Annotated in this window: 25 protein-coding genes; 16 read left to right on the forward strand and 9 right to left on the reverse strand. The window is 50.4% G+C overall.

Features of this window, described 5'->3' with window-relative positions:
- The first annotated feature begins 99 nt into the window (after positions 1–99).
- Genes AC0LWM_RS26800 through AC0LWM_RS26815 form a run of 4 tightly spaced genes read left to right on the forward strand, consistent with a single transcriptional unit; the run spans position 100 to position 2,383 of the window.
- Positions 100–504 carry a GntR family transcriptional regulator gene (locus AC0LWM_RS26800; RefSeq protein ID WP_474678094.1) on the forward strand — a complete coding sequence of 135 codons (405 nt, stop codon included), beginning with the start codon at positions 100–102 and terminating at the stop codon, positions 502–504.
- Entirely contained in the window at positions 464–1,165 is a 702-nt protein-coding gene (locus AC0LWM_RS26805) for an ABC transporter ATP-binding protein (protein WP_474678095.1), read from the forward strand. The genes AC0LWM_RS26800 and AC0LWM_RS26805 overlap by 41 nt, the downstream gene beginning before the upstream one ends.
- A complete protein-coding gene (locus AC0LWM_RS26810; protein WP_474678096.1) occupies positions 1,152–1,826 on the forward strand; it encodes an ABC transporter permease in 675 nt (224 codons plus the stop codon). Before AC0LWM_RS26805 ends, AC0LWM_RS26810 begins: the two co-directional genes overlap by 14 nt.
- Complete coding sequence (locus AC0LWM_RS26815) at positions 1,823–2,383, forward strand: class I SAM-dependent methyltransferase (RefSeq protein ID WP_474678097.1); 561 nt, start codon at positions 1,823–1,825, stop codon at positions 2,381–2,383. Before AC0LWM_RS26810 ends, AC0LWM_RS26815 begins: the two co-directional genes overlap by 4 nt.
- Here the strand turns inward: AC0LWM_RS26815 and AC0LWM_RS26820 are convergent.
- From AC0LWM_RS26820 to AC0LWM_RS26830, 3 genes are read right to left on the reverse strand one after another with little or no spacing between them, the layout of a single operon-like run.
- Entirely contained in the window at positions 2,378–3,160 is a 783-nt protein-coding gene (locus tag AC0LWM_RS26820; protein ID WP_474678098.1) for an ABC transporter permease, read from the reverse strand. The genes AC0LWM_RS26815 and AC0LWM_RS26820 overlap by 6 nt on opposite strands.
- 5 nt (positions 3,161–3,165) lie before the next feature.
- On the reverse strand, positions 3,166–3,972 hold the full coding sequence (locus AC0LWM_RS26825) for an ABC transporter permease (RefSeq protein WP_474678099.1): 807 nt from the start codon (positions 3,970–3,972) through the stop codon (positions 3,166–3,168).
- Positions 3,969–4,946, reverse strand: coding sequence for an ABC transporter ATP-binding protein (locus AC0LWM_RS26830; RefSeq protein WP_474678100.1), 978 nt, complete (start codon positions 4,944–4,946; stop codon positions 3,969–3,971). Before AC0LWM_RS26830 ends, AC0LWM_RS26825 begins: the two co-directional genes overlap by 4 nt.
- Positions 4,947–5,123: 177 nt before the next feature.
- Between AC0LWM_RS26830 and AC0LWM_RS26835 the strand changes: the two genes are divergently transcribed.
- A complete protein-coding gene (locus AC0LWM_RS26835) occupies positions 5,124–6,257 on the forward strand; it encodes a zinc-dependent alcohol dehydrogenase (RefSeq protein WP_474678101.1) in 1,134 nt (377 codons plus the stop codon).
- Between the two features lie 93 nt (positions 6,258–6,350).
- Here the strand turns inward: AC0LWM_RS26835 and AC0LWM_RS26840 are convergent, their stop codons facing one another.
- Both AC0LWM_RS26840 and AC0LWM_RS26845 read right to left on the reverse strand, forming a co-directional pair.
- On the reverse strand, positions 6,351–6,689 hold the full coding sequence (locus AC0LWM_RS26840) for a hypothetical protein (protein ID WP_474678102.1): 339 nt from the start codon (positions 6,687–6,689) through the stop codon (positions 6,351–6,353).
- 152 nt (positions 6,690–6,841) lie between these two features.
- Positions 6,842–7,642 (reverse strand): DUF2935 domain-containing protein, encoded by an 801-nt coding sequence (locus tag AC0LWM_RS26845; protein ID WP_474678103.1) that lies wholly within the window; start codon positions 7,640–7,642, stop codon positions 6,842–6,844.
- Between the two features lie 149 nt (positions 7,643–7,791).
- Between AC0LWM_RS26845 and AC0LWM_RS26850 the strand changes: the two genes are divergently transcribed.
- The 3 genes from AC0LWM_RS26850 to AC0LWM_RS26860 all read left to right on the forward strand — a co-directional run bounded on the left by AC0LWM_RS26850 (position 7,792) and on the right by AC0LWM_RS26860 (position 12,388).
- Positions 7,792–8,529: an MOSC domain-containing protein gene (locus AC0LWM_RS26850; RefSeq protein ID WP_474678104.1), complete on the forward strand. Its 738-nt coding sequence runs from the start codon at positions 7,792–7,794 to the stop codon at positions 8,527–8,529.
- 47 nt (positions 8,530–8,576) lie between these two features.
- The gene (locus tag AC0LWM_RS26855) at positions 8,577–10,169 is read left to right on the forward strand and encodes a sensor histidine kinase (RefSeq protein ID WP_474678105.1); all 1,593 of its coding nucleotides are present in this window, start codon (positions 8,577–8,579) and stop codon (positions 10,167–10,169) included.
- 164 nt (positions 10,170–10,333) lie between these two features.
- A complete protein-coding gene (locus AC0LWM_RS26860; RefSeq protein ID WP_474678106.1) occupies positions 10,334–12,388 on the forward strand; it encodes a LuxR C-terminal-related transcriptional regulator in 2,055 nt (684 codons plus the stop codon).
- A 174-nt stretch (positions 12,389–12,562) separates the two neighbouring features.
- Here AC0LWM_RS26860 and AC0LWM_RS26865 read toward each other — a convergent pair whose 3' ends face one another.
- From AC0LWM_RS26865 to AC0LWM_RS26875, 3 genes are all read right to left on the reverse strand, one after another.
- The gene (locus AC0LWM_RS26865; RefSeq protein ID WP_474678107.1) at positions 12,563–12,757 is read right to left on the reverse strand and encodes a PLDc N-terminal domain-containing protein; all 195 of its coding nucleotides are present in this window, start codon (positions 12,755–12,757) and stop codon (positions 12,563–12,565) included.
- Between the two features lie 106 nt (positions 12,758–12,863).
- A complete protein-coding gene (locus AC0LWM_RS26870; protein WP_474678108.1) occupies positions 12,864–14,240 on the reverse strand; it encodes a sensor histidine kinase in 1,377 nt (458 codons plus the stop codon).
- Position 14,241: 1 nt separating this feature from the next.
- Positions 14,242–14,955: a response regulator transcription factor gene (locus tag AC0LWM_RS26875; protein WP_474678109.1), complete on the reverse strand. Its 714-nt coding sequence runs from the start codon at positions 14,953–14,955 to the stop codon at positions 14,242–14,244.
- Between the two features lie 189 nt (positions 14,956–15,144).
- Between AC0LWM_RS26875 and AC0LWM_RS26880 the strand changes: the two genes are divergently transcribed.
- The 6 genes from AC0LWM_RS26880 (at position 15,145) to AC0LWM_RS26905 (ending at position 20,683) form a co-directional block, all read left to right on the forward strand.
- Complete coding sequence (locus tag AC0LWM_RS26880; protein WP_474678132.1) at positions 15,145–16,008, forward strand: carbohydrate ABC transporter permease; 864 nt, start codon at positions 15,145–15,147, stop codon at positions 16,006–16,008.
- 48 nt (positions 16,009–16,056) lie between these two features.
- Entirely contained in the window at positions 16,057–16,914 is an 858-nt protein-coding gene (locus tag AC0LWM_RS26885) for a carbohydrate ABC transporter permease (RefSeq protein ID WP_474678110.1), read from the forward strand.
- A 50-nt stretch (positions 16,915–16,964) separates the two neighbouring features.
- Positions 16,965–18,119, forward strand: a complete 1,155-nt coding sequence (locus tag AC0LWM_RS26890) for an efflux RND transporter periplasmic adaptor subunit (protein WP_474678111.1) — start codon at positions 16,965–16,967, stop codon at positions 18,117–18,119.
- A gap of 11 nt (positions 18,120–18,130) precedes the next feature.
- On the forward strand, positions 18,131–19,495 hold the full coding sequence (locus AC0LWM_RS26895; protein WP_474678112.1) for an ABC transporter substrate-binding protein: 1,365 nt from the start codon (positions 18,131–18,133) through the stop codon (positions 19,493–19,495).
- Positions 19,496–19,591: 96 nt separating this feature from the next.
- Entirely contained in the window at positions 19,592–19,990 is a 399-nt protein-coding gene (locus AC0LWM_RS26900) for a VOC family protein (RefSeq protein WP_474678113.1), read from the forward strand.
- Positions 19,991–20,137: 147 nt separating this feature from the next.
- Positions 20,138–20,683, forward strand: a complete 546-nt coding sequence (locus AC0LWM_RS26905; protein WP_474678114.1) for a glutathione peroxidase — start codon at positions 20,138–20,140, stop codon at positions 20,681–20,683.
- A gap of 16 nt (positions 20,684–20,699) precedes the next feature.
- Here AC0LWM_RS26905 and AC0LWM_RS26910 read toward each other — a convergent pair whose 3' ends face one another.
- Positions 20,700–21,194 (reverse strand): hypothetical protein, encoded by a 495-nt coding sequence (locus AC0LWM_RS26910; protein ID WP_474678115.1) that lies wholly within the window; start codon positions 21,192–21,194, stop codon positions 20,700–20,702.
- A 167-nt stretch (positions 21,195–21,361) separates the two neighbouring features.
- On the opposite strand from AC0LWM_RS26910, the gene AC0LWM_RS26915 reads away from it, so the two are divergent.
- Positions 21,362–21,967, forward strand: a complete 606-nt coding sequence (locus AC0LWM_RS26915; RefSeq protein WP_474678116.1) for an acetylglutamate kinase — start codon at positions 21,362–21,364, stop codon at positions 21,965–21,967.
- A gap of 208 nt (positions 21,968–22,175) precedes the next feature.
- Positions 22,176–23,033, forward strand: coding sequence for an RNA polymerase sigma factor (locus AC0LWM_RS26920; protein ID WP_474678117.1), 858 nt, complete (start codon positions 22,176–22,178; stop codon positions 23,031–23,033).

Consider the following 23,033-nt stretch of genomic DNA (forward strand, 5'->3'; position numbering starts at 1 on the left):
AAATCATGGAATGATGGATTGACACTTTCTGTCATTTCGTGTTACTGTACTAATATAATAATACAGTGATACGGTGTTGAGCGGTTTGTGGAGGTTGCGATGGAGTTTAATCAGAAAGAACCGATTTATACGCAAATTATTGACGACATCAAGATGAAATTCATTACCGGCGTTTATCGATTAGGGCAAGAGATCCCTTCCCGTCGCGAGCTTGCCAAGCAATTAGGCGTCAATCCGAATACGATTCAACGGGCTTATCGGGAGATGGAGGATATGAAACTGATCGTGACGGCCAGAGGACAGGGCAGCTTTATGACTTCCGATTCGGCGTATCTCGATTCGCTGCGGGAGACGGCACTGGATGGTGCGGTAAGCCGAAGCGTGGAAATGCTGCGTTCGTTCGGCAAATCGGATCAAGATATATTGGAAACCGTAAAAAAGTACTTGGAAAGGGGAAATCCTCGTGATCAAAGTGGATCAAGCCGTAAAGTCGTTCCGGAATAAAATTGCGTTAGATCATGTCTCATTCAACGTTGAAGAAGGGAAGATCGTCGGATTGACCGGAACGAACGGAGCCGGGAAATCGACGCTACTGAAAGCAATTGCGGCTCTGATCCGTCTTGATAAAGGAAACATAACGATCGACGGAAAATCCCCTTCGATCGAAACAAGAAGCTTAGTGACCTTACTTCCGGACATCGACGCGTTTTATCCGTGGATGAGCGTGGCGGACGCAATCCGATATATGAAGGATATGTATTGGGATTGGGATGACCGGAAGGCGGCGCATTTGCTTGAGTTTTTCGAGTTGCATGCCGGCATGCTCATCAAAGAGGCATCCAAAGGCGTAAGAGCCAAAATCAAACTATTTCTTGCGCTCAGCCGCCAGTCCAAATATTTGCTCCTGGACGAACCTTTATCCGGCATCGATCTCTTCGCCAGAGAGCAAATCGCGAACGCCATCATGGAAGATTTCCTGGAGGAGGGCCAAACAATCCTGATATCGACCCATGAGGTGAGTGAAGTGGAGCGATTGCTGGACGATGTGCTCTTCCTGCACGAAGGCAAGCTGCTCCTATCGGGCCATGTGGAGGCGCTGAAGCAACAGAAAAACCGAGCTTTCATGGAAATTCTTAAAGAGGTGTATGACCATGCACGCGTTTAGCCGATTGCTCAAAACCGATCTGCGACATCGCAGAAATACGTTATTAGTTACGCTCGGGGCCATTATTTTGTTGAATGCTGCGATTACGTTATTGACTTCCCTGTACGTTCCACCGAATGGGTTAAGTTTGATCATGAGTCTTAATGTCGGGATTTTCGTCGCCGTGCTTGCGATTCCGTTGATTCATTGTTTTACCGCATGGCGGGATGAATGGAGACAAGGGACCATTTATCAATTATTGTCTTTGCCCGTTCCAAGGACGTATTTACTCTTGGCCAAATATATAGCCGTTATTTGCGAGACATTGCTTATATGCGCGGCTGCGGCGATCGGCTTGTGGCTACAGCATGCATTCGTCCAAGAAGGCGTTTTATTCAGAGCGGAGCCATTGCTTGCCTGGAACGGGGCGAAGGTTCTATTGCTGCTGAACTGGATCATCGCGGCAAGCGGCATCGTGTTCTTAAGTTTTACGTGCGTGTTTATCGGAAAATGTTTCGGAAGACTTTCCCTGTTCGCTGCGTTCCTCAGCTTCGCCGTTGGGGTATTCGTTTCGATTTTCGCTTACGCCATGTTTCCGTCGATCATCACATTGCTAGTGCTCTGCCTCATATACATTGCGACAAGCGTTTATTTGCTGGAGAAGAAAGTAGGGGTCGAATGAAAAAGCCTTCCTTCCTCGGGGAGTTCCTGGTACATTCCGGCCAAGTGGGCAGCGTGAATCCAAGCTCTCGGTTTCTGATTCGTAAGATGCTTCCGGCAACGATCCCTTGGCACAAAATGCTGCGTATCGCCGAGCTTGGTCCTGGTACGGGCGTGTTCACCGAATATATCGAACGGCACCGAGATACCCGGAGCGAGTTCTATTTGTTCGAAAAAAACGAAAGCTTTAAATCGGAACTGAAGCAACGTTTCCCGCACCTTCCCCTGTACGACGATGCGCTGGGGCTCGCTGAAATCGCGAAGCTAACAGGTCGGCCCTTTGATCTCGTCGTTTCGGGTCTGCCGTTCGCCAATTTTCCAGTTGAACTGCAGGATCGCATCTTTCAGAGCATTCATGATAGTTTAGGCGACTACGGCACCTTCGTCGCCTTTCAATACACGCTGCTGCTGAAGAAGAGATTCCAATTATTTTTCCAGGTTACGGATACGGGACACACGTGGATGAATGTCCCGCCCGCCTGGGTGTTCAAATGCCGGAAGCGCTCAAAATGCTCATGAACCGGTCGACCGGTAATGGCGTACGCCGATACGCCAAACGATCAGGCATGGAATCAGGAACAGAAATCCAGACAGAGGCGATAACGCGTAAAGGATGCCGCTGCCTTCCGTCCTTCCGAGTATAAACATGAGCGGCAAATAGTTAAAGCAGCCGAACGGAATGACGAAGGTGAAAAAACGCCGAACCCACGTACGATAAATGCTCAAAGGATACTGCGTTATTTCGCGGCCGCCGTCGGTGAAGATGTTCGCGATTTCGAGCCCCTGTACGGTCCAAAAGCTGACGGAGGCGGCTGCAATGAAAACCCCCGTGAAAATGGCGACGCCGCTAGCGATCATCAAGAGGAGGGAGATCAGCTTAAGCAATGTCCAGTCGACGTTGACATGAACGGCTGTCCAGATCAGAACGCCCGTGCTCAGAATCAGCCGCCCGATGCGGGCGAATTCGAACCGGGAGCCGAGCACTTGTACGACCGTGCTGCGCGGACGAACGAGCAGCCGGTCGAAATCCCCGCTTACGACCAAGCTTGAGAACGTATCGAAGCCGCGCGCGAAAATCTCCGTGATGGAGAAGGTGATCATGGTCACTGCGAAGCATAGCAGCACCTCGTGCAGTTCCCATCCTTTCAGCTGTCCGAATCGGTCGAACATAAAGTACAAACCGGCGAATGCCGTAAAGGGCGTCAAGCATTGTCCTAGCGTAAGAAAAAGAAAAGAAGCACGGTATTGCATTTGCGCTTTGAATAACAGCAGCATGTATTTAAAGTAAAGTTTCATCCGAGTTACCCACCTTGTACAACGACGCGCCGCAGCGCTTTGTCCATGGCGAATTTGCCGATTGCGACAAGCGCGGCCAGCCAGATTAGCTGACCTCCGAGTCCCACTATGGCGTCATCCTTCGACAGGTTGCCGGTGAACACGCGAAACGGAAAATCGGCGGTCCAATGAAACGGCAGCAAATAAACGATTTGCTGCATCCAGCCGGGCATCAGAGGGACAGGAATGATCAGTCCGGCCAAAAATTCCCCGAAGATGCTGAACAACAGCAGCGAACCGGTTGGCGACATCGTGACAAAGACCGAAATGTAAATCAGCATGGATAAGGCGACAATCATGAGCAATCCTACGATTAGAACGGCGGCAAACAGGAGGAACGAAACAAAATCGGGAGGCAGCTTGAGTCCGTACGGCTCGGGCAAAAAAACAACGACGACCAGAATGGGGAAGCAACGGAGCAGGGCGCTCGATAAACGTTGGGCGAGCAGCTTGGTATACCACAAGCCGTAAATGCCGCTGGGCCTGCACAGCTCGTAAGCAATATTGCCGCTTGTGATGAGCTGGAACAGTTCATTATCCCGAAGCCACAGAACAATGAGGGCAAGAAACGCTTGCTTGAGCCACGTATATGTAATGACTTCGGATAACGTCATCGGGGGCTCGCCGCTTGCATTCGCGTAAAAGGCCTCGAAAATCATGATGAACATAAAGCCGAAAAAAAATTGCGTTCCGATACCGGCTAACGCGGCGGCGCGGTATTGCAAGCCGTTGTTGATCCGCAGCTTGAAAACGGATATGTACGCCTTCATCATAGCTGGTACTCCTTATACATCTGAACGATAATGTCTTCGATCGGCTGGGTATCGATCGTGACGTCAAGCAGTTCCACCTGGGCGGACAAGGAGGTGATCGCATCCGATATTATCGTTTGCTCCGTGTCTATGCTTATGACGGCTCGATCCGGCGTCCATGATAAAAGGGATGCTCCCGGAATGTCCAGAGGCGTGGCGTTCTCCCGGTAATCGGCCGTAATCGTTCGTTTCGTCCCGAACCGGCTGCGCAACCCTTGAACGCTGCCGTCGTAGAGCAACGTGCCTTTGCCGATTAACAAGATCCGATCCGCGAGCGCTTCGATATCGTTCATATCGTGCGTAGTCAGGATGACCGTTACGCCTTTTTCTTTGTTGATCGTCTTGATGAAATGACGCACGGCGATCTTCGAGACGGCGTCCAATCCGATCGTCGGTTCGTCGAGGAAGAGGATACTCGGACTGTGGAGTAGAGAAGCAGCAATCTCGCAGCGCATTCGTTGTCCGAGACTCAGCTGGCGCACCGGCGTATTGATGATGTCTTGCAGATGAAGCGTGTCGATCAGCAGCGCCAGCGTATCCTTGTATTCCGCCGGCGGGACGTTATAGATGTCGCGCAGAAGCTCGAACGAATCCATGACGGGGACGTCCCACCATAGCTGAGAGCGCTGTCCGAATACGACGCCGATGTTCCTTACGTAGGCTACGCGATCCAGCCACGGGGTAAATCCCTTGATGGAACACGTTCCGCGGTCCGGAACGAGGATGCCGCTCATGATTTTAATCGTGGTTGATTTTCCTGCGCCGTTTGGCCCGATGTAACCAACAATCTCGCCCGGGGCGATGGAGAAGGAAATGTCCTGAAGCGCTTCCACAATCGTGTATTCTCGGTGGAATAACGATTTCACGGCATGCCACAGACCCGATGGCCGCTTCGACACCAGGAACGATTTGCTAATCCCTTGTACTTGAATCACAACTTGAACCCTCCAATCCTTTTTAGAGTGACAGGAACAACATACTACCATTTCAAGGGAATATGTGTCAATCGTTATTTTCAACATGATCTTGACTAGCATAAACCCCGGATGCAATCAACATAATAATGCTGGAATATGTTGTGTGATTCACTACAAAAAGGTGTGAGGTGCGCCATGAAAGCCGTTACGTATCAAGGGGCAAAATCGATTCATGTGAAAGAGGTGCCGGAGCCAGCTATAGAAAAAAAAGACGATATCGTCGTGCGGATTACATCAACCGCGATATGCGGTTCCGATTTGCACTTATATCAAGGCAATTTCCCGCTGCCGGATAACTACATCATCGGCCATGAACCGATGGGCATCGTCGAAGAAGTCGGCCCGGAAGTCACTCGCGTGAAAAAAGGGGACCGCGTCATCATCCCGTTCACCGTCGCATGCGGCCATTGCCATTACTGCAAGCACGACATGGAAAGCCAATGCGACAACAGCAATCCGCATTACGATTCGGGCGGATACTTCGGCTACTCGGAGAAGTTCGGCAATTATCCCGGAGGACAAGCGCAGTATTTGCGCGTGCCGTTCGGCAATTTTACGCCGTTCGTCGTTCCGCCTTCGTGCGAGCTGGAGGACGAATCGCTGCTGTTCCTGTCCGACGTGCTTCCGACCGCTTATTGGAGCGTGGACAACGCCGGCGTCAAACCGGGCGATACGGTCATTGTGCTAGGCTGCGGTCCTGTCGGGCTCATGGCGCAAAAATTCGCCTGGATGAAGGGAGCCAAACGCGTCATCGCGGTGGATCATGAGTTATATCGGCTGCAGCATGCCAAGAAGATAAACGACGTCGAGACGTTCGACTTCACGAAGCAAGACGATATGGGCGAGCACTTGAAGGAAATCACGAATGGCGGGGCGGACGTCGTGATCGACTGCGTGGGCATGGATGGCAAAAAATCGCCGCTGGAATTCATCGAGCAAAAGCTGAAACTGCAGGGCGGCACGCTCGGACCGATTCAAATTTCCACCAAAGCGGTGCGCAAGTTCGGTACCGTTCAAATTACCGGTGTGTACGGCGGCTATTACAATCTGTTCCCGCTCGGCGCTTTTTTCGCCCGGAATATCACGCTGAAGATGGGCCAAGCACCGGTCATTCATTACATGCCTGAACTGTATAAAAAAATCGAAAGCGGCGAATTGGATCCGAAAACGATCATCACGCACCGTTTGCCGCTGGACGAAGCGGCTCATGGTTACCAAGTGTTTAACAATCACGAGGAGGATTGCATTAAAGTCGTCTTGAAGCCGTAGGTTCAGCTCCGCCGAAGACTTACACTTTCAGATACAATAACAAAATCCCCACCGGCCTTAAGGTTAGTGGGGATTTTATGACGAGTTTTCTGTTTATTGGAAGTTTCTGTATGTGTTGCTCGGTGCGTTCGTGTTATAAGCCTGTTGTTGGTTCATTTGATTGTACATCATGCTTTGCATGCTTTGCTCAAGTTGTCTGCAAATGCCTTGAATTTGCTGCATTTGCTGCATTGCCGTTTGATGGCCTTGCAGGACGGTTTGAATCATTTGGGACGCTTGATGCTCCCGATGCGCCAGCTCTTCCAGGCGAGCCGCGTTTTGCTGCTCTTGCTGCAGCATGTGCTGGTACATTTGCGTCGATTGCTGCGTTTGGTTCATCATTTGACGGACGATTTGCTCGCATTGATTGATTTGGTTTTGGAGTTGATGCATGTTATGATTCTCCTTTTTTGGATTCGATTTGGCTTTGGCCCGTCGTTTATTGTCTACAATTATCGTTCTTTTATGCAAAAAAATGCCCCGCCTGGTCGTAACCAGCCGTTACGAAATAGGCGAAGCTTGGGTTAGGCGGGAATTCAGCAAAATCATATTCGGGGTTTTGCCGGATTGCAATGAGGAGCGGGCAAAACGCCCGTTTGCGCTAATTTCGTTAAATAATAACATTCTTCCCGAGCCATATGGTCCGGCATTAACGGCATCATTCGGCTCAGCACCTCTGAATTGATTTCCATTTCTTCAAGCTCATGCAGAAATTTAACGAATAAGCTCAATTCCATGTCTACATCCCGGTGGAATCTACGAAATGCGGGATAATCCTGCAGCATCGTTCTCATGTATCCCACCATCTCTACTGCTTTTAAATACAAATCGTTGAAGTGTTTTTCATATTCGGTGCTTTTATGAATCAGCGCGCTTTCCACACGATCCAGTCCCGAGGCGATCGCCCCAGCATGTCCCGACGCATCGGATAACCAAATCAGATCATAATGCAGCGGATTATACAATGGAACCGGCCGCCCGGCAACCAACTCATTCAAAATAAGCACATATTCCTCTAATTCATTGACCATGTGATTCAGAAAAGTCGGCGGCAAACCGATAGATAAATGGCCCTGCAGCTTGCGCTTAAGCAAATCCAGCTTGAATTGCCGAAATTCCGTAGTCAATTGCAAAGCTTGGCGGTTTAACTCGGCTAGGTTCGTATTCGTATTGCGAGAGGTTTCCAACAGCTGGTCATAGTGTCCGATGAACTGCTGGGCAAGGTGAATGTCATTCGTTTCGTTCGGTGCCAGGGAGACAAAGATGAATCGGCCGTGATCCCCTAAAATCTGGAGCCAAAATTGATGCTCGAAAAAAGCTTGCTGAGTATCTGTGGTTACTCTCAATTCATTCCCTCCATTAACATTTATGAATAAAACATTGTATGTGCAAACGCCTATAAAAGTGAAATCTCAAAATCATGTGCAAAACAGCATAAATGGATTATAATGGGGTGCGATAGCTAAATCCTTATAAGAAGAAAGTAGGAATTGTTTTGACATCCGTATCGATAGGCGAACTCCACGAGATTTATAGATATCCGGTCAAATCGTTTGCGGGAGAACGCGTGGAATCCAGCATCATCGAGTCCTATGGAATTTACGGCGACCGCTCGCATGCATTTATAGATGAAACGAAAGAAGGCTGGAACAAATATTTTACCGCGCGGAACAGCTCCAAGATGCTAGGCTACAAGGCAGCGCTCGTCGGCGAAGGAACTGCTCATTCTTTTCCTGACGTCGAAATTGCATCGCCGGATGGGCGATCGTTCCATTGGGATGAGCGACTGTTAGATGAGATCCAAGCCTACTCCAGCAAAAAACTGTCCATGATCAGCCATGAGCCCGGAAGCTCCGAGCTGCTTTCCGTTGATACGGGGAGCATATTGATCGTAACGGACAAGTCGTTACGCAGGCTGGAAAGCCTGTGGGGGAAAGGCTTGGATAAACGACGTTTCCGTCCCAACCTGGTCATTGTTCTTGCCGATAACGCGCCGGATGAAAGCGAATGGATCGGAAAGCGATTGAGAATTGGAACGGCAGAGCTTCATGCGGATTCGTTCTGCGAGCGCTGCTCCATGATTACGATCGATCCGGATACGTTGGAATCGGACCCGACTCTCTTGAAGACCGTATACAAGGAGATGGGCTTGAATTTCGGCGTGTATGCATCGGTTGTCCAGGCCGGCGAAGTCAGGGTAGGAGATACGATGTATTTGACGGGAGAATCATAATCGGTATCATGAAGCAAATACGACATCAATAGAAGAGGGGAAAAGGAATGGAGCATGTTCATGGTTCCTATGATTCGCTGCTCGTTGTTTTTTCGTACGTCGTTGCCGTTGTCGCGTCGTATACGGTACTGGATTTGGTAGAGAGAATCAGCACTTCCTTGGGAAGAAACCGATGGTTATGGCTCTCGTTCGGCGCCATTGCGATGGGAATGGGAATATGGTCGATGCATTTCGTCGGCATGCTTGCTTTTTCGTTAGCGGTTCCGGTCGCCTATGATTTGGCTTACGTCGTGTTATCCGTCCTTGTAGCTATTGCCGCGTCTTTTATTGCTTTATTCGTCGTCGGGCGAAGTCGGGTGACCTGGCGTCAACTGATCGGAGGCGGAGTGCTCCTTGCGACCGGCATTTCCGCGATGCATTATATCGGCATGGCGGCAATGGTTGTCGATATTTCGTATGACCCGGTTTATTTTACCCTTTCGATCATTATTGCGCTAGTCGCATCGATCGCGGCGTTATGGCTGTCTTTTTATTTTCGCAAAGGCGCTCCGCGAGGAGACGGCTGGAAGAAGTTCGGCAGCGGATTGATTATGGGTGCTGCAATCGTAGGCATGCATTACACGGGCATGGCAGCCGCCCATTTTCATCTGGGGAATCCGTCTTCCGGGTCCATAGGCATGATGTTGGATCAGAAATGGCTCGCCTATTTCATTTCCGCCGGCACGTTGTTTACGCTCGGCTTATCGATTCTCGGCATATTCATCTCCAAAAAATTCAATCATAAAGATTCGGAGATTCAGGCCAAAGCGGACGAAATTTACGCCATGAACCAAGAGCTGCGTCAGTTGAACGATCATCTGGAGGAGCTGGTGCGCGAACGTACTGTTCAGCTGGAGCAGGCTCACGATGAAGCGATCAAGGCGAACCTGATCAAAAGCCAATTCCTCGCCAATATGAGCCATGAGCTGAGGACGCCGTTGAATGCGATCATCGGTTACAGCGAGATGCTGCTGGAGGAAGCCGAGGAGCTTGGCCAACAAACGTTCGTAGAGGATCTTGGTAAAATTGGTAAATCAGGAAAACACCTTTTGGCTCTTATTAACGACATTTTAGATATTTCGAAAATTGAAGCGGGCAAAATCGAGCTGTATAACGAAACCTTCGATCTGGAGGAGCTTATTCAGGACGTACTGACAACGGTCAAGCCGTTAGTTGCGGCAAATGGGAATCTGCTGGAAACTCGCTGCATTGCAGGCAGCATGACAACCGATATGACAAAGCTGAAGCAGATCTTGATCAATCTGCTCAGCAATGCGAGCAAATTTACGAAAGACGGAACGATTGAGTTCGAAGTCTCTCGCGAAACAAGAAACAATATTTCCGGCTATTGCTTCCGTATTCGGGACACGGGCATCGGTATGACGCCCGAGCAAGTGGACAAGCTATTTCAACCGTTCACGCAAGCCGACTCTTCCACGACGCGAAGATACGGCGGGACCGGATTGGGGCTCGCGATCAGTCAAAGCTTCAGCAAGATCATGGGCGGTATCATTGAAGTGAACAGCCAGCTGGGTGCCGGAAGTTCATTTCGTTGTTGGCTGCCGCTGGCACCTGTCGAAAGGGAGTATCACATTGGATAGAAATCGTAGGAAGGCACCGGAATCCGGTGTCTTCTTTGTCGTTCCGGCTTTGCTTTGCAGGACTCGCAGGCCTTTTTGCCGAAATACTAATCGATTGAATCCACATACAATACATCGTGAACGTCAACATATACTAGGAAGTATGTCTTTTAGGGAGAGTTGTTATGGTTTTTGAATTAAGCGGATTCGCCCAGCGAGAAAACCGTTATATCGTCGGTCGGCGGAATGAGATTAAGGATATTAAGATTTTGTTGGAGCAATCCACATCAAACGAGCAACCGAAAATCGTTCACATTTACGGCACCGGCGGTGTCGGAAAAAGCACGTTTTTACGATTGTGCAGCCGTTTGGCCGAAGAGACGGGAGCCGCATTCTTTATGCTCGACAGCCGCGATTTTGTGCATACCGAAGAAAGCCTCACTTCCGCATTGTTTCGTTTGATGACGGGCAACGATTCGATGCGAACCAAGGAAGCGGGATACGGCGATACGAGAGGAAGATGTCTGGACTATATTTCTCAGATTGCGGGCGAACGGCGGGTCATTCTTGCTTTTGATACGTTCGAGGAAATGTTCGATATGGAAGCTTGGCTGCGCGACCGATTCATCCCGTGGCTTCCGGAAGGGTCAATAGTCATGTTCGCGGGTCTGCATCCTTTGAAAGGCGCTTGGCTGTTATCGCCGGCATGGCGGGAAGCAATATGGCAAATACCGCTCAGCCATCTAAGCCGGGAAGATTGCATGAGTTATGCAAGATTGTGCGGCATTGAGGAAGAGGAGCGAATGGAATACTTGTGGAGAAGGTCCCAAGGCCATCCGCTGACATTATCCCTTGCCGTAGCCGCGCAGTCCTTCGGGGAGGAATCCGTCATCGCGCCGGGATCCGACTGGTTTGGAGAAGTAGCCGCAAGGTGGCTCAAAGAAGTTCCCGATACCGAGCTTCGCGAGGTGGTGGAGGCAGCATCCGTGCTGCGCAGGTTCAACCAGGAGCTGCTTTCTTTCGTGATGGAACAGGATATTCCAGTCGATGTATTCGAGAGGCTCAAATCGCTATCCTTCGTGAAAAAATCGGTAAACGGCTGGCAATTGCACGACTTGATGAGCGATATTACGAGTAGTCAATTTAGAGAGCGTACCCCGGGACGATGTAAACGGTACATGGAACGAAGCGCGATTTATTATGCGGAAGCGTTGCTAAGTTCTACGGGAAACCGGGAAATGTCGTGGGAAGTCGGAGAGCTGTTCCGATACGCCGACGTCAAGCTGCTTCGGGCGCTGGCGAGCGGCAGCGCCGATCAATCCCATTATTGGGAGCCGGTAACGGAGTCGACGTTGCCCGAAGCGCTAGATTTTATCCGTTGGCGCGAGAATTGCGAAGAAGGCATTTCCGGGGTCGAAATCGATCCGGATACCGGCGAACAGTTTCGTATCGATTATACGGTGGAGGCTCTCCGCTACAATACCGCATGGCTCGATGTAGAAGCAGTGTTCCGGCTCGCGCCGGAATCGCTGAAGCTGCTAAGGGACAAGGAACGGCGCGTGCATGCGTTGTCCGTCATCATTCCGCTGCATGCGGAAACGATCCCTTGGCTTGAACAAGATCCGCAATGTCAGCCGTTTTTCGCTGCATTGACGCCTGACGAAAGAAAAAGACTGGAAACGCCGCGCGATCGGCCGGCTGGTTGGTTCATGCGGATGATGGATTTTATCGATGTCATGAATCCCTTACCCCGGACGCAGGGTGTCAATTTGATTTTTGCTCATATGTGCATGGGGGGAATATTCGTCTGCTCCCCTTATCCGTCGGAGATCAGCAATAAGGTGTACCCGGAGCTCGGGTTCCACGTCGTTGAAGGGGCTACCCACTATCATTTCGATGGTGTTACCGCAATTCCTACGTACGCCATCGATACAAGAGGGAGCAAGCTTCGCGATTTTCTTGTAGGATTGCTCCGCAAAGCCGGTCTTGAATGGAAAGGAGTCGCGCCTGCAGAGGTCGTTCCGGAAGAAAAGAGCGGGCGCAAGAACGATTTGATGAAGCAATTTACGGCTCGCGAGCAGGATGTGATTGAACTGGTTCTTGCGGGATGCTCCAATGCGGAGGCTGCCGGTCGGTTGTATCTCAGCGAAGCGACCGTGAAGAAACATCTGAAATCGATCTATGCGAAACTAGGAATTAATACGAGAACGCAGCTTGCCAGCAAAATGATGGCGGATTAATGCCGACGCGCTATAGGACTGCAGCGTCTTCCATTGAATGGAACGGTTCTCATTGACATAACCGGCAGCGATTGAGATAGGGACAATAAAATACGGGCATTCCTCATCTTCAACGATGCTGGAATGCCCGTTCGTATTGTTTGTATACTGGATCTTATCTGTATGTCATGACACTCAATTATTGCGGATCAATAGATAAACAATTAGTCCCATCACCGGGAAGAACAGCAGACCGACCAGTACGATTAAAGCAAATTCTTGGCTGCGGCCTCTGCCGATACAGTCCCGATATCCCCAGACACAGACCGCGATATGCAGGATAAAGAACATGAGCGCAATGAATAAGCCAAAAAAGACGATTCCCGCCATAAAATAACCTCCCTTGGAACAATCTTGATCCATATTACGGGAAAAGAAGAGGAACGTTTCGCAGTCTTAATTGATTCTCGAAACAATACGGGCGACCCTTGTCGTGTTACTTGACGGAAACTGGGAAGCTGAGTCGAAAAACCGCTCCGCCGCTTGGGTGATTGAGGGCCATAATATGTCCATGGCAGCGTTCCACGATAGCTCTCGAGATGGCAAGGCCTAGTCCGGTTTCGCCGCCGTTTCCTTTGGCGAACCGCTGAAACAGCTGCGGCAGCAATTGCGCCGAGATGCCTTCGCCATCATCAGTGATCTCAATCTGAATGATTTGCTCACGCGATGTGGCGTTGATGCTTATCGTTTGTTTGGCGTAACGCGCCGCGTTGCCGGCTACGTTAAGAAGAGCTTGCAGCATTTTCTCACGGTCGGCGTAAATATGCTGTGCATCCTTTGCGGTGTCGCAGTCGACTTGGATGATCAGTCCGTTTTTGACAAGAAGCGGGTTGATCCGTTCGACGGTTTCATGGATCAGGTCGCGGATCAGCACATGATCCATATGGAAAATGCCGTCTTCGTTCTCGAGCTTCGCAAGAAGGATCATTTCGTTGACGATTTTTTTCAATCGCTCGCATTCTCCCGCGATGACGTCCAAACCTTTGACCGCATTGTCCCCCGTGAAGATGCCGTCTTTGATTCCTTCGGCATAACCTTGGATCGACATGAGCGGCGTCTTTAATTCATGGGAGGCATTCTGGAAAAATTGCTTTTGCAGCTTTTGATATTTTTCCAATTCCCTCGCAAGTTGATATACGCTTTTGGCGACTTCCCCGACCTCGCCGTCCGATTCGACGAGACGTACTTCCGAGAAACGGCGGTTTTCCACCTTCTCCAGCTCCTTGCGAAGCTTGGTTAGCGGCGTGACGAGTCTTTTCGTGATGAACATGCTCAAGAGAAAAGCCAATATCCCGCCAATGGCAAGAATGATCATCAGCCGTCCGAACAACGCGAGCTGCATCGATTTAATCTTGCTGACCGGTGTAGTCATGATCGCTGTGAAAGCAGCGGATGCCGGGAGGACGCCGTTTTTGCGCGAGGTTATCGTCTCGACGATATACCGGTCGTCCTGACCTTGCCAGATCCCTTTGCCGAAGCTGCTCGATTGCGATAAGTTCGCCCACTCCGTCGCTTTTTCATCCGGGAGGGTGCTGTACAACACTTTGGAGCTCGGCGACAGAAGCACGGCATTCGTTGACGATTGGGACTGCTTTTGCTCCAACTCTTTAAGGGCCTCCGTTGTGCTGGCGGCAGGCATAATCGGCATCGCGGGAACTAAGTTCATCAGCATGCTGCCTTGCTCGCGCATTTCTTGCCGCTGGCTTTCCACGAGGGAATCGAACAGCAGCGGATAGAGGAGCGTCGCCGTTATCGCCAATATGCAAAGAAGCAGCAGCCCGAACGACAAATTGAGCTTATAGATCAATTTCATGTTAGGATACCTCGCTTTCGACCCGGAATCGATACCCATGACCCCAGACGGTTTCGACAGGTAGGCCGTTCAGTTTGCGGCGGAGCCGTTTGACGAGATCGTCGATGGCGCGGTCGCTCCCGAAATAATCGTCTCCCCAAACCAGGTTAAGCAGCTCATCTCTGGAGAACGCTCGGTTCGGCTGCTCGGCTAATGTTTGCAGCAGCTTGAATTCTTTGAGCGTCATTTCGATTTCCGTTTCCCGCCAGAACACGCGTCTTTCCTCAAGCATTAACCGCAGCTCGCCCGCAGAGAGCATTGTTCTGGTCAGAGGATAGGAAGGATGCTCCTGGACAGGGGGCTTTGCCGAGCTGAGCCGATGGAACAAACGGTTCACCCGGGCAACCAATTCCCGCGGGCTGAACGGCTTGGTCAAATAATCGTCGCTGCCGAGCTCCAGCCCGAGTATTTTATCCACGTCCTCGTCTCGCGCCGAAATCATCACGATCGGCACTTCCGCTTCCTTGCGAATGTTGCGGCACAAGTCGAAGCCATTCATTCCCGGCAGCATGATATCGAGAATCCACATGTCCGGCGGATCGTTCTTCCACAGCTCCCAAGCTTCCTCGGCCGACGACAGCGGAACCGTCCGGTATCCTTCCTTTTGCAAATAAGCCTCTACGATTTCCCGTATTTGAACATCGTCGTCGACGACGGCGATTTGATAACATTTCATGCTTGTCCCTCCACGCAACAATCTCAACCCATTGTAGCAAAAAAAGCGACCCCCGCATGCAATTCCATACTTTTTCCACATTTGCTCCGAACTTTTGCCGGAGGTTGTCTTTAGACTGAATACTGTGAAGCCGAGCGCCCCGACGAACAGCAATAACAACAGTTAACCCATGGAGGATACCTTATGAAAATGCAGCGTTTGGCGCGAAGGGAGCTCCTGGTCGCACTTTGCTTTCTTGCTCCGAGCCTGGCCGGATTCGCCGTTTTTTATTTGATCCCGTTCGGTCAAAGCATCCTGAATTCATTGCAAGACCGCCTTGGAACCAGAGGTCTGACGTTGGCCAATTATGCCGAATTGATCCATAGCTCGTCCTTCCAGAAAGCAGCATCGAATACATTTTCGTTCACGGCGATCAGCGTACCGATATTGGTCGCATTATCGCTTACGTTAGCCTTGCTTTTGAACCAAAGGGTCTTCTTCCGCAACTGGTTGCGGACAGCCTACGTGCTGCCGCTCGTCGTACCGGTGGCGTCGATCGTATTGGTCTGGCAGATCCTGTTCGATTGGAACGGCGCGCTGAATGCACTGCTGGAGCATTTCGGCGCGGAGCGGCACGATTGGATGAAATCGGACTTTGCGGGCACCGTCGTTATTCTGATTTATGTATGGAAGAACATCGGATACAACGTCGTTTTGTTCCTGGCGGGATTGCAAAATATTCCGGAGCAGTATTACGAGATCGCCGATTTGGAAGGCGCGGGTCCGGTTCGCAAACTGTTCGGCATCACGCTGACTTATTTGACGCCGACCACATTTCTTGTCGTGCTCATGTCCGTGTTGGGTTCGTTCAAAGTGTTCCGGGAGACGTATTTGGTCGCCGGCGCGTATCCGCACGACAGCATCTATATGATGCAGCACTATATGAACAATATGTTTCTGTCGCTCGATATTCAGAAGCTGTACGCAGCGGCGGTATTGATGGCGATTTGTATACTTGCGCTCGTGCTTGTGCTGTTCCGTACGGAGCGAATATTCCGTTCTTTTATGGAGTAGGAGAGTGGAGTCGATTCGTTGGATTTGGATTTCATGGGGGGTGAATGCATGAAAAAAGAGCTCGCTCTGCCTTCGCTGCGGACGCTTCTCTTGGTGGCGATCGCGGTGCTGATGCTGACGCCCGTCGTGCTGACCGTCGTCAACTCGTTCATGACGGAGCGGGAGATCATGTCAAATTACGGCATGCTCGGAAAACAAGACACAAGCGTTTTCGTCAATTTGAAATGGGTGCCCGATTGGGTTTCGTTTCAGCAATATGACAAAGTATTGATCGCTACGCCCAAGTTTTTGATGATGTTCTGGAATTCCGTCGGGATGGTCGCTCCGATCATCATCGGTCAAGTGGCGGTTGCGACGCTCGCTGCCTTTGCGTTCGGAAAGCTGCGTTTTCCGGGCAGGGAGCCGCTGTTCTTCCTTTATCTGATCACGATGCTCATGCCATTCCAGGTGACCTTAGTACCGAACTACATGATGGCGGACCGGCTGGGATTGTTGAACCGTCCAAGCGGCATAATTCTGCCCGGCATCTTCGGCGCATTCGGGGTGTTCCTGCTGAGGCAGTTCATGATGCATATTCATTCCGCTTACATGGAAGCGGCCAAGATGGACGGCGCCGGATATTTGCGCATCTTCGTTTCCGTGGCGCTGCCGATGGTCAAGCCCGGCATTGCCGCACTCATCGTGCTATTGTTCGCCGATTATTGGAACATGGTGGAGCAGCCGCTTATTTTCCTGCAGGATGCGGAGCTGCAGCCGCTGTCTGTCTTTCTGTCCCGCCTCCAAGAAGAAGCGCTTGGCGTATCGTTCGCTGCTTCCGTCTTGTATATGGTGCCGATGGTGCTGCTGTTCTTGTGCGCGGAGCGGTATTTTATCGAAGGCATCCAGCTTTCCGGGGTGAAAGGGTGACGGAAAGACGCGATGTTCCATACAACAGCGTGAAGAAGGAGGAACAGCATATGGAGTTACGAGGACAACGGATGGCAAGCGTGCTCTTTGTATTATTCTTCGTCGCGTTAGCTGGCTTAACGTTGTTCAGCAACACATTCCAGACGGCGATGCTGCCGAAAGTGACGACTGAAAAACCGGAGAAGAAGACGTTGTCGCATGTTATCAAAGGCAGCGGCGTTCTCGCTCCGCGGGATACAACCGTGCTTGTGAGCGAAAGCGGGTGGAAGGTCGCCAAGGTGCATATCGGCAATAACGATATGGTCAAGAAAGACCAAGTGCTCGTGACATTCGACAGTTCCGAAGCACAGCGGCAGTTGCTGGATGCCGAGGATCAATTGAAGAGGATGAGCTTGAACCGTGAAGTGTTGAAGGAGCAGTTTGTCCATGCTCAGCAGGAAGGGAACGAGGAAGCGATACGCAAAGCAAAACGCGATTTGGCGATCGATCAGCTCGATTGGGATGCAGCCGAACGTAAATTAGACGCCATGAGGCGGGATCTGGTTGGCAAACGTACCGTGAAAGCGCCGTTCGACGGCAGAGTCACCATGCTGAAGGCTAAGGAGGGAACCGCCGTGCCGCAAGGCGGGCCTGTGCTCACCCTCGTTCGGACAGGCGAAGGGTTTCAGTTTTCTTTTACGACAGATGCCGACTCCGCAGATTTGTTGATGAAAAATGACAAAGTTCCAGTGGATATCCGAGGCGAAAAGCCGAGGCGGCTGGAAGGAACGATCGCCGAGATCAAGGACGCAGCCGCGGATAACAGTTCAGGCGGCGGAACGATGGGCGACGGGGGAGGTACAGACCAAGGTGGAGGCCAAGGTCAAGCTCCCATAGCTCAAAAAGCGATCGTCGTCACCGTTTCAGACGACGGGATTCAAGGGGGTGAGCTAGCGAGCGTAACTGTCGGCAAACAGGCGAAGGAGCAGGGACTTGTTATCCGCAAAGCGCTGCTGAAACAGCAAGGATCGCAAAGCTACGTATTCGTCGTTCGCGAGAACAAAAGCTCACTCGGCAATACGTACACGGTACAAAAGGCGAATGTTGCGACAGGGGATCAGAACGATGATGAAATCGTCATCCTGGGAGGACTTTCTCCGGAGGATGAAATCATTTCGGAAAGCAGCGAGCCGCTGCAAGAAGGAAATCGGGTTCGATTACAATGAAGGGATGGATAATGTTGAACATATTGAAAAAACCGCTTTTCGCAATGATCGCATTAGCATTAATGTTAACGGCTTGTTCCGGCAATAGCTCCGGCTCGAAGGATTCTGCCGCTATTCCGAAGGATGGCGCGGAGGGAGAAGGCAAGAAGACGGTGGTCGTCGCCGTTCAATCGTCGGACCGATTCCTGGAAACGGCGGTTAAGAGGTTCGAGCAGCTTCATCCGAATATTCATATCGAGATTCAAGAGCATTTGGCTCAGCCCAAATCGGATGGCGGGATGGCTGCAGCGATTTCATTAGCCGATATGGAGAAATACATCCAAACGGTGACGACTCAAGTCATCTCCGGCAAAGCCTCTGACTTGATTGCGATGGACAACTTGCCGCAGGATAAATTCGTCGAAAAGAACTTGCTCGTGAACTTATACGATCTGATGAAGAATGATCCGAAATTCGATAAGAGCCGTTATTACGAGAACATTTTGAAGTCGTCGCAGAACGGAGACGGTTTGTATGCGATGCCGTTCAGCTTTTATGTGGATGGGTTGTTGTCCGGAAAACCTTCCATGCTGAAGGAGTCGAACATTACGATCGACGACAACAGCTGGACTTGGGACCAGTTCAGAGAGATTGCCAAAAAGCTGCAAGAGCAGGAGGGAAGCGATTTTGTAGCGCTGATCAACATGTTTCCCCAGCAAATGCTATACGATTACATCGAAGCGAATTATTCGAAGCTGGTCCAAGACGGAGAGGCGCATTTTGACTCAGACTTGTTCCGCAGCATGATGCGCCAGATCAAATCCATGTACGACGAAGGCGTTCTAAAGGAGGAGTTCTCATACGATTATAGCAAACAATTATTTTCGGGATTTAGTTTGTACTCTCCGCAGACGGCCTTAACGGAAATGCTCCACCCCGATACGCAATATTTCCGGGCTCCGACGCTTAACGGACAGTCCGCGGGCATTACATTTCGGACGGGCTTTACGCTAGGTTTAAACAGCAAATCGGAGGTTCAGGCGGAAGCGTGGGAATTCATGAAATTTCTGCTGTCGGAGGAGATGCAGTCTTCGCCGGATTTGAAAGGTTATCCGATGGATAAAAATGCCGTCGAAAAGCTGATTCAAGACGAGAAAACGAAAATCGAAAAAGGCGAAGCGGAATTGAAGGGCGGCATCCCGGATGCCAAAACAATCGACGAGCACATTCAAACGCTGAAAAAACTGCTGGACAGTGCCGGAATAAAAAAGTCCAGCGATATGAGGGTTGTTTCCATCGCAACGGAGGAATTCAATTCGTACATGAGCGGGCAAAAGTCGGAGGACGCTGTCAGCAAGCTGATCCAAAACCGCGTCACGACGTATTTGAACGAATAAATTTTATATTCAGCTTGATACAAAAAAAGGAAATGAACTCACCGTCACGAACATAATAGGCAAGTACGGATAATTCAATTCGAGGAGAGATGATCAATGAATGCTCCGAACGAAACGAATGTGAAGACGTTGCGCTTGAACGGAAAAACACGGATCTGGATGTACGTGGACGATTTACCCCGATCGGTGAAGTGGTACACGGAGACGCTTCAGCTGCAATCGACGCATAACATCGGCATTGCCTACTTTTTCCCGCTTAACGAGCAAACGGAGCTGGCTTTATGCTTATCGGAATTAAACGGCGAAATTCTCGGGCCGACGCCAAGCGAAGCTCTTGACTTGGCTTGCGACGATATTTTCGGCGCTTACGAGCAGCTCCGCGATCGAGGGGAACTCATCGACGAAGAAATGCAGAATCCCGCCGGTAACTATTACGAGTTTTTTGTATCGGGTCCGGATCGGAACAAGATTCGAATTCATGGGTTTAAAGATTAGTAAACTGGAGCCGCTTCTTCATGCGGCTTTTCGCCTCTTTTATAGCAAACACCTATAAAGTGCGCATGTATTATATATTAGACCAATATCGAATCTGTCGTTATGATATGTATATAAGATAGAACGATCATGGCGGAGGTGTTTTCGATGTCGATTTATTCTTTTCAAGTCCAGACAAGTCAAGGCAAGCCTGTTGAACTTTCGCTTTTTCGCGGGAAAGTGCTTCTTATCGTCAATACGGCAAGCAAGTGCAGCTATTCCCGGCATTTCGCCGGTTTGCAGGAGCTTTACGCGAAGTACCGGGATAACGGGTTCGAAATCTTGGCTTTTCCATGCAATCAATTCAACGGAAAAGAGCCGGGCAGCAATTCGGAAATTCAAGAGATTTGCACTCGCGAGTTCGGCGTGACGTTTCCGATATTCGACAAAATGGATGTAAGAGGTTCGTCGGCTCATCCGCTGTTTCAATATTTAACGGATCAAGTTCCTTTCGGCGGTTTCGATCTTCAAACGGAGAACGGTCGGTGGATGCAAAGCTTTCTGCAGGAAAAATATCCGGACATTTACGCCGGGGACGGAATCAAGTGGAACTTCACGAAGTTCTTAATTGATCGTGACGGTACGGTCAAAGGCAGATACGAAACTCCCATCGAGCCTGCTCAAATCGAATCTGATATCAAATTGCTTTTATAACGGATCGGCGCAGCTTCTAAACACCAAGTTCATCGGCCAAATCAACGTATTTGTCCAAATAATCCGGCTGGGAACGGTATTTTCCTAAATTAACGGTATCGAATTCGTCCATGCCTTCGGTTGCTTTAACACCCAAATCTTGTAAAGCTGCGTTTATGGTAGGGATACCCTTATCCGCCAACCGTGAACCCTCGTAAACATGTGCCCATTGCTTGCCGACGCCGCCAAAGTATTCTGAAAATATAATGGCATACATCGGTTCGTCGAGCCCGGAAATTTTGGACATGAGAACGGAGATTACAGCTTCATTTGGGAACAAAGAAGGATGCCCATTCTGTACAGGCAAGCTGCCTTCAATATTTATCATCTTTTGCCAGCAGGCCGTATAGTAATGATCGATGGGGAACATTGTCAAATCATACCCTAGATTGATTCCATGTAAATCGTATGTATTCGCCTGGTTCATGTCGTACCGGTTTTTTAGGATCAGTGCCGTCATTTGATGTGCCAAAATCTCAAATCCTTTCACAAAGCTATTTATTATAATTATCCTATATCGATTAGAGAATGGGAATAAGTCGAAAAATTCTTGTGGTACCCTTTACACCGGACGATGCACGGAATGGGCGCTTCTCCTGTATACTGCAGTAGTATGAGATAAAGGAGTTGCTGTACGCGATGTATTTTTCACCGGCTCATTATTATTACCCCATTCGAAATGAAGCTCCGATGGCTTGTTGGACACCATCTCAGGTAGAGTTAAACCGGAAGCTTCGGTTGTTGTGGGAACAGCATGTATACTGGACCCGATTAACGATCAACAGTATAATCGGCCGTCTGCCGGATGAAAGCGAAACGGTAAAGCGGCTGCTTCGAAACGGAGCTGATTTTGCGGCGGCTCTTCTGCCATTGTATGGTCCGGTTATTGCAGCAAAATTCGGGGAACTGATGCGGGAACATCTCGCACTGGCGGCTGAAGTTGTCAAAGCGCTGGCTGCAGGTAATCCGGCGGTTACTGCCGACGCCAATAAACGTTGGTATGCCAATGCGGATGACATTGCCAATTTCTTGGCTAGTATCAATCCCTACTGGTCTAGAGAACAATGGCAAAAAATGCTCTACGAGCATTTAAAGATTACTACCGAAGAAGCCTCCTCGCGGTTGGCCGGCGACTATGCGAAAAATGTCGCTCTCGGCGATCCGATCGAAGCGCAGGCGCTTCAGATGGCTGATGTGTTGACGACGGGAATTATTCAGCAGTTTCCGTCTGCATTTATGGGCTAATTCACTTTTCCTTGAGAAGCAGGTTACCTCGGCAGCCTGCTTTTTTCATGTTGTGGCTGGAATACAATAACAGGAATTTCGTAACTTTTCGCGAAATATAGGGGCAAGCGGCAACTTTTTTGGCAAAATAAAAAAAAATTCGAAAAACAAGATAGATTCTTTGATCGGTTGGCATTAAAAAGAATAGGGGAGCGAAAGGAGCTTGTGCGTGTATCTGACGTCAGATTATGCAAAAGACGAGTACCGTAGCAATAGAACAGCCAGCCGAGACGAAGGATACGAAATCCTCCACGAAGAAGACCATCTTGAGTCGTTCTCGGAGGAACGGCTCACTACGATGGCTAGAGACGGCGATCGTCAGGCGTTCGGCGAGCTTGTGCGGCGCAGCCGCGCCAAAATGTACAGCTATGCGCGTTCACTTACGCAGGATCACCATATGGCGGAGGATGTCGTGCAGGAAGCGCTGGTCCGCGCGTTTCTGCATGTCGGCCGGCTGATGGACCACAGCCGGTTTCGGCCATGGCTTGCGCGGATCGTGCAGAATCAAGCCTATATGAAGCTGCGCCGCGGCGGGCCGTATGCCAAAGAACGGCCATTCTCCGGACTCGAGGCGGGAAACGGCAGTGAATCTTGGCATAAAGGCCGAATAGGGCTGGCTGGCATGAGCAGCGGTAGTACGGAAGATTGGCGCGATATCGATCGCGTACTGTTTCACTTGAGCCGCCATACGGAAGAAGCCGCTCGCATGGCGGGCGACCCTGCAGCCGCGCTGCTGCGCAAGGAAATGGTCGATGGAATCCGGCAGCTGTTCGCTTGCTTAAGCACGAGGGAGAAGGACATTTTCGAAGCTCACTTCTTCCGGCATGTGTCGCCGAATGAGATCGCGCTTGTATTGGATACGTCCGTTGCGAACGTATACAACAGCATTTCACGAGCCCGCGGCAAGCTGCAGCGCGAACGCTTGCGCCAGCACGTCAGCATGTACATCAAGCAGCGCCGGGAAGCCGGCAAGCCAAAAGCCAAGCTTCTCGCTCCACCCATCCTATTCCAGCCTAAGGAGTGTTAG

Source organism: Paenibacillus sp. sgz302148 (assembly GCF_056120465.1).

Excerpts from the sequence above, each read along its gene's own strand:
- AC0LWM_RS26800 (WP_474678094.1), top strand. The coding sequence starts at position 100 with ATGGAGTTTAATCAGAAAGAACCGATTTATACGCAAATTATTGACGAC.
- AC0LWM_RS26810 (WP_474678096.1), top strand. The coding sequence starts at position 1,152 with ATGCACGCGTTTAGCCGATTGCTCAAAACCGATCTGCGACATCGCAGA.
- AC0LWM_RS26815 (WP_474678097.1), top strand. The coding sequence starts at position 1,823 with ATGAAAAAGCCTTCCTTCCTCGGGGAGTTCCTGGTACATTCCGGCCAA.
- AC0LWM_RS26820 (WP_474678098.1), bottom strand. The coding sequence starts at position 3,160 with ATGAAACTTTACTTTAAATACATGCTGCTGTTATTCAAAGCGCAAATG.
- AC0LWM_RS26825 (WP_474678099.1), bottom strand. The coding sequence starts at position 3,972 with ATGATGAAGGCGTACATATCCGTTTTCAAGCTGCGGATCAACAACGGC.
- AC0LWM_RS26835 (WP_474678101.1), top strand. The coding sequence starts at position 5,124 with ATGAAAGCCGTTACGTATCAAGGGGCAAAATCGATTCATGTGAAAGAG.
- AC0LWM_RS26840 (WP_474678102.1), bottom strand. The coding sequence starts at position 6,689 with ATGCATCAACTCCAAAACCAAATCAATCAATGCGAGCAAATCGTCCGT.
- AC0LWM_RS26855 (WP_474678105.1), top strand. The coding sequence starts at position 8,577 with ATGGAGCATGTTCATGGTTCCTATGATTCGCTGCTCGTTGTTTTTTCG.
- AC0LWM_RS26860 (WP_474678106.1), top strand. The coding sequence starts at position 10,334 with ATGGTTTTTGAATTAAGCGGATTCGCCCAGCGAGAAAACCGTTATATC.
- AC0LWM_RS26865 (WP_474678107.1), bottom strand. The coding sequence starts at position 12,757 with ATGGCGGGAATCGTCTTTTTTGGCTTATTCATTGCGCTCATGTTCTTT.
- AC0LWM_RS26870 (WP_474678108.1), bottom strand. The coding sequence starts at position 14,240 with ATGAAATTGATCTATAAGCTCAATTTGTCGTTCGGGCTGCTGCTTCTT.
- AC0LWM_RS26875 (WP_474678109.1), bottom strand. The coding sequence starts at position 14,955 with ATGAAATGTTATCAAATCGCCGTCGTCGACGACGATGTTCAAATACGG.
- AC0LWM_RS26880 (WP_474678132.1), top strand. The coding sequence starts at position 15,145 with ATGCAGCGTTTGGCGCGAAGGGAGCTCCTGGTCGCACTTTGCTTTCTT.
- AC0LWM_RS26885 (WP_474678110.1), top strand. The coding sequence starts at position 16,057 with ATGAAAAAAGAGCTCGCTCTGCCTTCGCTGCGGACGCTTCTCTTGGTG.
- AC0LWM_RS26890 (WP_474678111.1), top strand. The coding sequence starts at position 16,965 with ATGGAGTTACGAGGACAACGGATGGCAAGCGTGCTCTTTGTATTATTC.
- AC0LWM_RS26895 (WP_474678112.1), top strand. The coding sequence starts at position 18,131 with ATGTTGAACATATTGAAAAAACCGCTTTTCGCAATGATCGCATTAGCA.
- AC0LWM_RS26900 (WP_474678113.1), top strand. The coding sequence starts at position 19,592 with ATGAATGCTCCGAACGAAACGAATGTGAAGACGTTGCGCTTGAACGGA.
- AC0LWM_RS26905 (WP_474678114.1), top strand. The coding sequence starts at position 20,138 with ATGTCGATTTATTCTTTTCAAGTCCAGACAAGTCAAGGCAAGCCTGTT.
- AC0LWM_RS26915 (WP_474678116.1), top strand. The coding sequence starts at position 21,362 with ATGTATTTTTCACCGGCTCATTATTATTACCCCATTCGAAATGAAGCT.